Source organism: Roseobacter sp. HKCC-CH-9351 (assembly GCF_037830295.1).
In the GTDB taxonomy this organism is placed as follows: Bacteria; Pseudomonadota; Alphaproteobacteria; order Rhodobacterales; family Rhodobacteraceae; genus M30B80.
Genome location: NZ_JBBLYM010000003.1, coordinates 178,663 through 186,304, shown reverse-complemented (window position 1 = coordinate 186,304; position 7,642 = coordinate 178,663). Strand labels below are relative to the sequence as shown.

At 56.5% G+C, this 7,642-nt stretch carries 8 protein-coding genes; 2 read left to right on the top strand and 6 right to left on the bottom strand.

Features of this window, described 5'->3' with window-relative positions; genetic code table 11:
• Positions 1 to 187: 187 nt before the first annotated feature.
• The 5 genes from AAC632_RS12200 to ccmA are packed head-to-tail and all read right to left on the bottom strand — an operon-like array spanning position 188 to position 3,013.
• A complete protein-coding gene (locus AAC632_RS12200) occupies positions 188 to 763 on the bottom strand; it encodes a DsbE family thiol:disulfide interchange protein (protein ID WP_340299145.1) in 576 nt (191 codons plus the stop codon).
• Positions 763 to 954, bottom strand: coding sequence for a heme exporter protein CcmD (gene ccmD, locus AAC632_RS12195; protein ID WP_340255649.1), 192 nt, complete (start codon positions 952 to 954; stop codon positions 763 to 765). Before ccmD ends, AAC632_RS12200 begins: the two co-directional genes overlap by 1 nt.
• A complete protein-coding gene (locus tag AAC632_RS12190) occupies positions 951 to 1,679 on the bottom strand; it encodes a heme ABC transporter permease (protein WP_317655136.1) in 729 nt (242 codons plus the stop codon). The genes ccmD and AAC632_RS12190 overlap by 4 nt, the downstream gene beginning before the upstream one ends.
• A gap of 57 nt (positions 1,680 to 1,736) precedes the next feature.
• Entirely contained in the window at positions 1,737 to 2,393 is a 657-nt protein-coding gene (gene ccmB, locus AAC632_RS12185; RefSeq protein ID WP_340299144.1) for a heme exporter protein CcmB, read from the bottom strand.
• The gene (gene ccmA / locus AAC632_RS12180; RefSeq protein ID WP_340299143.1) at positions 2,390 to 3,013 is read right to left on the bottom strand and encodes a heme ABC exporter ATP-binding protein CcmA; all 624 of its coding nucleotides are present in this window, start codon (positions 3,011 to 3,013) and stop codon (positions 2,390 to 2,392) included. The genes ccmB and ccmA overlap by 4 nt, the downstream gene beginning before the upstream one ends.
• Before the next feature lie 179 nt (positions 3,014 to 3,192).
• Between ccmA and acnA the strand changes: the two genes are divergently transcribed.
• Positions 3,193 to 5,880 (top strand): aconitate hydratase AcnA, encoded by a 2,688-nt coding sequence (gene acnA, locus AAC632_RS12175; protein ID WP_340299142.1) that lies wholly within the window; start codon positions 3,193 to 3,195, stop codon positions 5,878 to 5,880.
• A 48-nt stretch (positions 5,881 to 5,928) separates the two neighbouring features.
• Here the strand turns inward: acnA and AAC632_RS12170 are convergent, their stop codons facing one another.
• Positions 5,929 to 6,783 carry a glycosyltransferase family 25 protein gene (locus tag AAC632_RS12170; RefSeq protein WP_340299141.1) on the bottom strand — a complete coding sequence of 285 codons (855 nt, stop codon included), beginning with the start codon at positions 6,781 to 6,783 and terminating at the stop codon, positions 5,929 to 5,931.
• On the opposite strand from AAC632_RS12170, the gene AAC632_RS12165 reads away from it, so the two are divergent.
• Positions 6,782 to 7,642 carry a glycosyltransferase family 25 protein gene (locus AAC632_RS12165; RefSeq protein ID WP_340299140.1) on the top strand — a complete coding sequence of 287 codons (861 nt, stop codon included), beginning with the start codon at positions 6,782 to 6,784 and terminating at the stop codon, positions 7,640 to 7,642. The genes AAC632_RS12170 and AAC632_RS12165 overlap by 2 nt on opposite strands.

Sequence of the window (7,642 nt, the reverse complement as noted above, 5' to 3'; positions counted from 1 at the left end):
CCATCAATAAAGTCAAAAACAGATCTAGGAAGGCGTTTACGTGCTCGCTCCCTCAGGTCAGATATAGATGCAATGCGTTGAAGTTTAGTCATTTAAAAAATAAAAATCCTGACGAAATGTGTGTATAGGCTTCCAATCATACATAGATGAATACTAATTTACACGCACAGTATGTTGGCTAGATTGCCTATTGAGACAACATTAACGTGTGACCTGCGTCATCAAGAGCTGGAAGGATTTGGTTTCTCAGTACGCGATCAGTGATCGGTCCACGGAAATGCAGAACCACTACACCTTCGGAATTGATAAAGAAGGTTTCGGGCATCGCAACCACGCCCCAATCGCGCCCATTTCGCGCTTCTTCATCGCGACCGATGCGGTCATAGGGATTGCCCAATTCAGATAAAAAAGCACGCGCTTGGCCCAATTTATCGCGATAGTTCACGCCAAATAGCGGGTTTCCTGCTTCGGCCAATGCGGTAAGGGTCGGATGCTCGGCGCGGCAGGGTGGGCACCAACTGGCAAAGAAATTCAGAATGATAAGCCCGTTGCCCTCAAGATCGGCACGGGTCAGAAGCGGCGTGTCGTCAAGCGCCGTCAGATCGAGATGCGGGGCCACGCGGCCCTCACGCGTGGAGGGGAGGGCGGCCGTGTCAACGCCGATGCTGCGCGCGTCCTCCGTGCGGCTCAGTTGCACCGCCGCAAGCCCGAAAAACCCAAGCGTTACGGCCAAAGGCACAATCATCATCGGACGAAATTTCATTACAGGTTTTCCGTAGATTTTTGACGCTTAGCCGTGCGGCGCGCTTCGAATTCCTCAAGCCTGATCCGCGTTTTGCGCCCCTGCCAAACAGAGCCTGCCACCAAGATCAGCAAAAGCGCCAATGTCCCTGCATAGGCAGATAGGACCTCAACCGCGTATGATCCCAGATCGGGAAAGATGAAAGGTGTCATGCCATCCGCTCCTGCGCGATCAGGGCGCTGAGGCGGCGGGCGCGAATTTCAGTGCGCGTGCGCAACAGCACAAGGCAGATAAACAAAAGGCCAAAGCCGATAATGCAAATCCAAAGCGGATAGGCAAAGACATCGGCGACATTTTCCTCGGCATCCATCGACAGCGATGCGCCTTGATGCAGGCCCTGGTTCCAGAACAAAATTGCATAGCGCGAAATCACCGCAAAGACCGTGCCAACAAGGCACAGAACGGCGGTCAGGTCTGCGGCCGTATCGGGGTTTTCGACCGCCGCCCACAGCGCCATATAGCCCAGATAGAACAGAAACAGGATCAAAAATGCGGTCAATCTTGGGTCCCATTCCCACCATGTGCCCCACATTGGTTGCCCCCAGACCGCGCCTGTGAACAGGCCGATCAGCGTAAACACCATCCCAACGGGGGCTGCGGCCTTGGCCGCGAGGGCGCTGACATGGTGGCGGCGAATGACCCAAACCAACGAGGCGGCCAACATCATAAACCATGTGCCCGAACCCATAATCGCGGCAGGCACATGGATATAGATGATTTTGACAGTCGCGCCTTGGCGAAAATCATTCGGGGTGAAGAAAAACCCCCAGATCAGCCCACCCACCACCATCGCAACGGCAAGGGCCGTCACCCATGGCAGAACCGCGCCCGACAGCGACATAAATTTTCGCGGATTTGCGTATTCCCAGATGCTCATACGCGCAGAGATTAGTCGCAGCGCCGCAAGGCCACAAGGGGCTGAAATAGCGGCAGCCTAGCGCAGATTGACGCGGAGGACAGAGGCCGAAGCAAAGGGCAAAATCGCCAAACTGCCCAGACTGATGGCCGCCAATAGGGCCAAAGGGGTGCCAACCGCCTCGCCAGAGGCCCCGTATGAGACAACCATCGACCCAAAAAGCAAACTAGGCACATAGAGTGGCAGCACCAATAGCGACAGCAACAACCCGCCCCGCCGCATCCCCACCGTCAAAGCCGCGCCAAATGTACCAATGGCCGAAAGGGCGGGCGTTCCCACCAAAAGCGAGATGACAAGCCACAGAAACCCGTCCTCGGGCAAATTCAACAACAGACCCAAAAGCGGTGCCACCAAGGCCAAGGGCAGCCCCGTGGTGATCCAATGCGCCGCAGATTTGGTGATTGCGACCATCTCAAGGGGCAGGGGGGAGGTTGCAAGCAGTTCAAGACTGCCATCTTCCCAGTCAAGAGCAAAGATCCGATCCAAAGACAAGAGGCAGGCCAAAAGCGCGCCAAGCCACAAAACGCCCCCCGACACCTCGCGCAGCAAAACCGTTTCTGGCCCGATCCCAAAAGGCACGAGAACGGAAACGATTAAGAAAAAAGCAAGCGCAAGGCCAAAGCCGCCCCCTGCTTTTACGGCCAACCGCAAGTCGCGTATCAAAAGACCGATCATGCCGCCCCCCAATCCGAAAACGGGTCAGTCTCGGCTAGCTTTTTGCACATGAACGGTTTGATGTCGAAAATCTGCGCCTCGGCCAGCCCGAGATCAATATGAGTGGCAATCAATGCGGCCCCGCCACGGGCCAAATGCGCCTGCACGGCGGCAGCAAAGCGCGCGACATTTTCTTGGTCAAGCGACACTGTCGGCTCATCAAGGCACCAAATGGGGCGCCCCGTCACCAAGAGCCGCGCAAGGCTGAGGCGGCGTTTTTGACCCGCACTCATTTCGCCTGCGGGGCGGTCACGCAGATCATGCAGATCAAACGCATCAAGCGCAGGCGTGATGTCACGTTGTCCAAAAACACCTGCCCAAAAATTCAGGTTTTGCGCGACGGTTAGACTGGTTTTAATCCCGTCTGCGTGACCGCTATAGGCGATGCTGTCGCTGGCGCAACTGATCTGCCCCGACAGGGCGGGGGCCAGCCCCGCGATGATCCGCAACAGCGTGGTTTTACCTGCCCCATTCGGCCCGCGCAGTACCACGGCCTCGCCCGCAGAGAGGGTGAGGTCGACATTTTGCAGCACTTGCACAGCGCCGCGCGCGCAGGCCAGAGAGGTGATTTCCAACATCATAGCTTCACAGCTAAACGGAATTTGAGAATTTGGAAAGCGTGCAAACAGGAATGCTTGCGCCTGCCTGTGAAAATATGTATGCAACGGCATACAAACACGACCAACCCCCATTGCGACATCCAAAAGCAAGGGCTAAGGCCGTGACCGTTCAACCCGTTTTTTCGATGAGGGAGGCAAATATGCCCATCACCGTAGGCCACGATAGCGCCGCGACCCGCAAGACCCTGACGGCAGGGGGAAAAACCTATGCCTATTATTCCATCGCCGCCGCTGAGGCCGCGGGGCTTGGCGATTTCTCGAAATTGCCTGCCGCGTTGAAGGTGGTGCTGGAGAATATGCTGCGATTCGAAGATGGTAAGACGGTCAGTGTCGATGACATCAAGGCCTTTGCAGATTGGGCCAAGTTGGGTGGTCAAAACCCGCGCGAGATCGCCTATCGCCCCGCCCGCGTTTTGATGCAGGATTTCACTGGCGTGCCTGCGGTGGTGGATCTGGCCGCGATGCGGGACGGGATCAAGGCGCTTGGCGGCAACCCTGACAAGATCAACCCGCTGAACCCCGTGGATTTGGTCATTGACCACTCCGTGATGATTGACGAGTTTGGCAATCCGCGCGCCTTCCAGATGAATGTGGATCGCGAATATGAGCGCAATATGGAGCGTTACACCTTCCTCAAATGGGGCCAGAACGCGTTCAACAATTTCCGCGTTGTGCCTCCTGGAACGGGGATTTGTCACCAAGTGAACCTTGAATATCTGGCCAAAACGGTTTGGTCGGACGTGGATCAGAACGGCCATTTGGTCGCCTATCCAGATACGCTTGTTGGCACAGACAGCCACACCACCATGGTCAATGGCGCGGCTGTTTTGGGATGGGGCGTTGGCGGTATCGAGGCAGAGGCCGCAATGCTTGGTCAACCGATCTCGATGTTGATCCCCGAAGTGATTGGCTTTAAATTGACGGGTGCAATGGTGGAAGGCACTACAGGCACTGACCTTGTGCTGAAAGTTGTGGAAATGCTCCGCAAGAAAGGCGTGGTGGGCAAATTCGTTGAATTCTACGGCGAAGGTTTGGATCGCCTGCCTTTGGCGGATCGCGCGACCATCGCCAACATGGCGCCTGAATATGGCGCCACATGTGGCTTCTTCCCAATTGATGATGAAACTCTGCGTTACCTGCGCAACACGGGCCGCGAGGAAGAGGTTATCGCCTTGGTCGAAACCTATGCCAAGGAAAACGGGTTCTGGCGCGATGCGAATTACGCGCCCGTTTATACCGACACGTTGGAATTGGACATGGGCACGATCGTGCCTGCCATTTCTGGCCCAAAACGCCCACAAGATTATGTGGCGCTGTCGAGCGCAAAATCCGCCTTTCGCAAGGAAATGGAAGAGACGTTCGAGCGTCCTTTGGGCAAGCAGGTCGCCGTCAAAGGCGAAGATTACAGCATGGAATCAGGCAAGGTTGTAATTGCCTCGATCACCTCCTGCACCAACACATCGAATCCTTATGTGATGATTGGCGCAGGTCTTGTGGCGCGCAAGGCCGCTGAATTGGGCCTGACCCGTAAACCATGGGTCAAGACATCGCTTGCGCCAGGCAGCCAGGTTGTATCTGCCTATCTTGAGGCCGCAGGCCTACAAGAAGATCTTGATAAAGTCGGCTTTAACCTTGTGGGGTATGGCTGCACCACCTGTATCGGTAACTCTGGCCCGCTGCAGAAAGAGATTTCTGAGGCAATTGCCGAGGGCGATTTGGTCGCCACTGCGGTGCTGTCAGGGAACCGTAATTTCGAGGGTCGTATCAGCCCCGATGTGCGCGCAAACTATCTCGCCTCGCCGCCGCTGGTTGTGGCTTATGCGATTGCGGGCACGATGGATATTGATCTGGCCAATGACCCGATTGCCCAGACCCCAGATGGTCGTGATGTTTATCTCAAGGATATTTGGCCGACCACGCAAGAAGTGGCAGAAACAGTTGAGCGCACTGTGACGCGCGAAGCGTTCCAAGCCAAATACGCCGATGTGTTCAAAGGCGATGAGAAATGGCAGGGGGTCAAAACTACTGATCAGCAGACCTATGATTGGCCTGCGACCTCGACCTATGTTCAGAACCCGCCTTATTTCCAAGGCATCACGATGGACACTAAAAAGATCGAGAATATCGAAGGGGCCAAGGTTCTGGCGCTTTTGGGCGATATGATCACCACAGACCATATCAGCCCTGCAGGGTCGTTCAAGGACACCACCCCTGCGGGTCAATATCTGATCGAGCGTCAGGTGCCTGTGCGCGAGTTCAACTCTTATGGCGCGCGCCGTGGCAACCACGAGATCATGATGCGCGGCACATTCGCCAATATCCGCATCAAGAATGAGATGTTGGATGGCGTTGAAGGCGGTTATACCAAAGGCCCAGATGGCGCGCAGACCTCGATCTTTGACGCGGCAATGGCCTATCAAGAGCAAGGCACGCCCTTGGTGATCTTTGGGGGCGAGCAATATGGCGCGGGCTCAAGCCGTGACTGGGCTGCAAAAGGCACCGCTCTTTTGGGTGTCAAGGCCGTGATCGCGGAAAGCTTTGAGCGCATCCACCGCTCTAATCTCGTTGGTATGGGGGTGATCCCGTTCGAATTCACAGGCGGCGACACCCGCAAGACCTTGGGTCTGAAAGGGGATGAAACCGTGGCAATCAAGGGCTTGGATACAATCACACCCTTGGCCGAAGTGCCCTGTGATATCACCTATGCTGATCGCAGCGTGAAAACGATCACGCTGAAATGTCGGATCGATACGGCGGTTGAGATCGAATATATCGAGAATGGCGGCGTCTTGCATTACGTTCTGCGCAACCTCGCCCGCGCAGCGTAAGCCTCGCCACAGTGAAACCAAAAGCCCCGCGCATCGCGCGGGGCTTTTTTATTTGGGTGGGTTTTCGGCGAATTCTACCTCTACAATCCGCGCTTGCCCCGTGGCCCATTGCCAGATTTGGCGGGGGGCTTGGTTGATTTCGGCGCTGCCGCGTTTGAGTTTGCGCCATGTTTTGGCCCATCCTTTGGGGCGCACTGCTTTGCCAAGGCCTGAGATATCAGAATTATAAGCATAGGCGCGCTGTGTCGCCATCGCGGGCACAATGATGCTGGCGGCCAAAGCGCGGCGAATGGGGTTGACTGTGTCATTGAACAGGAAATGGTCAATCGGCACCCTCATCTTGCCGCGCCAAGACAGGGCCAATTCCGCCCCCCGCCGCGACAGGATATAGGCCCCCCCCCCCACATGACGCGAGCGCATCGGGTGGATCGCGCGGCCTGAGGGGGTTTGACCAATTTGCGTGCCAAGTAAAAGTTTGGATATGCCTTCGTTGAATTTCTCAAGTTTGACCGCCTCGGTGCCGCGCGGGATCCAATTAGAGGTCATCACCGCAGAGGCCAGATCAGCGGCGAGATAGATGTCATCCTCTAAAAAGAGGGCGAACTGCGCGTCTGTTTGCAGAAAGGCGGCCCAAGCCTCGGTATGGCTGACTGTGCAGGCGCGGTCACCCAAACCAAGCCGCCCCAAGGGGCCATATTCCGCAATCACAGCATCTATGCGGGCGGCATCCGCGCTTTGTGCATCACAGGCGGAATGACGAATGAAGGTCACGCCGCGCGCGCGTAGGTGATCCCCGATCCGCTCGAGCCGATCGGGGCGGCGGTCGAGATTAATGACATATATTGGGATATTTTGCGCCATGTGCGCCTCTGGGGTGATTTCTGCTTGCGGCGCATTTGTCATGAAAGCGGCTGTTGGGGCAAGCAATGATGCGCGGCGCTTGTGTTCAAACCCGTGGCTGGGCTATGCCATTCTCAAGGATAAAGGAGCGGCGCGCGTGCAAGATTGGCCTGTTTACGTCATCAATATGGACAGCAATGAAACGCGGCTCGCCCGTGTTGGCGCAGAGTTGGACGGTGCGGGTGTCGCGTGGACGCGCCTGCCTGCGGTGAATGGTCGGGCGCTGTCCGAAGGCGACTTGGCCCGCGTCTATGATGTGCGCGCCAATCGCCGCTACGCGCGGCATGATTTGGTGCCTCCCGAAATTGGCTGTTACCTCAGCCACATCAAGGCCGCTGAATGGCTGTCGGAAAGCGGGGCTGAGGCCGCGGTGGTTCTAGAGGATGACCTGCGCATCACGGGTGACTTTGCCGCGACCCTATCCGCGTTGCAGGATGATTTGCAAAAGCGCCCCGCGGCATGGGATATGGTAAAGCTCTTTTCGTTCAAGCCTGTGCGCCTTGATCAGGCGCAGACGATTGGGCAGGGCTTTACGCTGGGTCGCCCTGATCGCGTTCCCTCTACCACTTTGGGCTATGTTCTGACGCGGGCGGGGGCCGAAAAAATATTGGCCAAAGTGCCGCCGATTTTCCGCCCTGTCGATGAAGATCATAAGCATTTTTGGGAGTTTGATTTGCGCGTGGCGATGATTGCGCCGCAAACGATTGCCATCGGCGCGCAAGAGACGAGCGATGGCACAGTCGGCGATAGCCGCAAAAAAATGGCGCAGAAGGACCCGATTTGGGTCAGGCTGTGGCGCTTTGGGCGGTATCGCGTGAATTACCGCCTGCACTTGGCGCGCGCACGGGCCAAGGGATTATAG